This is a genomic window from Bartonella sp. TS25HLJMH (genome assembly GCF_042193505.1).
GTDB lineage: Bacteria > Pseudomonadota > Alphaproteobacteria > Rhizobiales > Rhizobiaceae > Bartonella > Bartonella grahamii.
The window spans coordinates 1-982 of sequence record NZ_JBHILV010000085.1; the positions used below are offsets into that span (position 1 = coordinate 1).

Annotated in this window: 1 protein-coding gene; it reads left to right on the forward strand. The window is 48.1% G+C overall.

Annotated elements, in window-relative coordinates; translation table 11 throughout:
* Positions 1–47 precede the first annotated feature (47 nt).
* A partial coding sequence (locus ACFINF_RS09365) for a phage late control D family protein (protein ID WP_375620610.1) occupies positions 48–982 on the forward strand: 935 nt, incomplete at its 3' end.

Below are 982 nucleotides of genomic sequence, written 5' to 3' on the forward strand. Positions count from 1 at the left end.
TTTGTGTTGTCTAATTCCCAAAGCATGGTGAAGCGGTTATGGGATTAATGCGCACATACCCCTTTATTGTGGTCAAGGTGGGAGATAAACCTGTTCATGAGGTTTTTTACCAGCGTCTTTTAACTGCAACCATTACGGACCATGCAGGTAATGAAGCCGATACATTTGAAGCAGAGTTTGATGATAGTGGCAATGATTTAGAGGTTCCACAAACGGGCAACGCTCTGCAGGTGATCTTTGGCTATGAGAACAGCATCAGTGCTTTTATGGGGCGTTTTGTTGTCGAATCGGTTGTAAGCTCAGGGGGCAGTGATGGAGAGATTTTGCGCCTTTGTGGCAAAAGTGCCTCGATGCGTAAAGAGCTCAAAGAACAGGCGAGTGAGCATTTTGATCACAAAACTGTTGGTGAGATTGTTGAGACACTGGCCAAACGCCATGGCTATCAAGCAAAGGTCAGTCCCCAGTTCACTCAACAAACTTTGCCTTATGTGATTCGCACAGATCAGTCGGCGGTTGATTTTTTAACCCGCCTTGCTGACCGCATGCGGGCACGCTTTTTGATCAAGGACAATAAGTTTTTATTTTTAAGCGGAGATAACTTACCAGCACTCGACATCCATAAGCACGACTGTTCAAGTTGGGAATTCACCCTCGAGCCACGCACGCAATATGGCACCATTGAAGCTGCTTATTTTGATCGTTCAAAAGGGCAGCAATGCCAAGTTAAGCATCAGACAGGGTTTAGCGGTCCCGTGCGGCGTTTACGGACTTGTTACACTTGTGAGGAGGAAGCACGAGCTGCTGCTGCTTCCGAGTCGGACAGGTTGTGTCGTGCTGTGGGCAGTGGTTCTTTGACCCTTGCGGGGCGACCAGAAATCATGGCTGACCAACCTCTGCTCCTTCAAGGGTTTCGTGGGCAAATCAATGGTCCATGGAAAGCTGCAACCGTCACCCACTGCTATGAAAAACAAAGCGGATACAC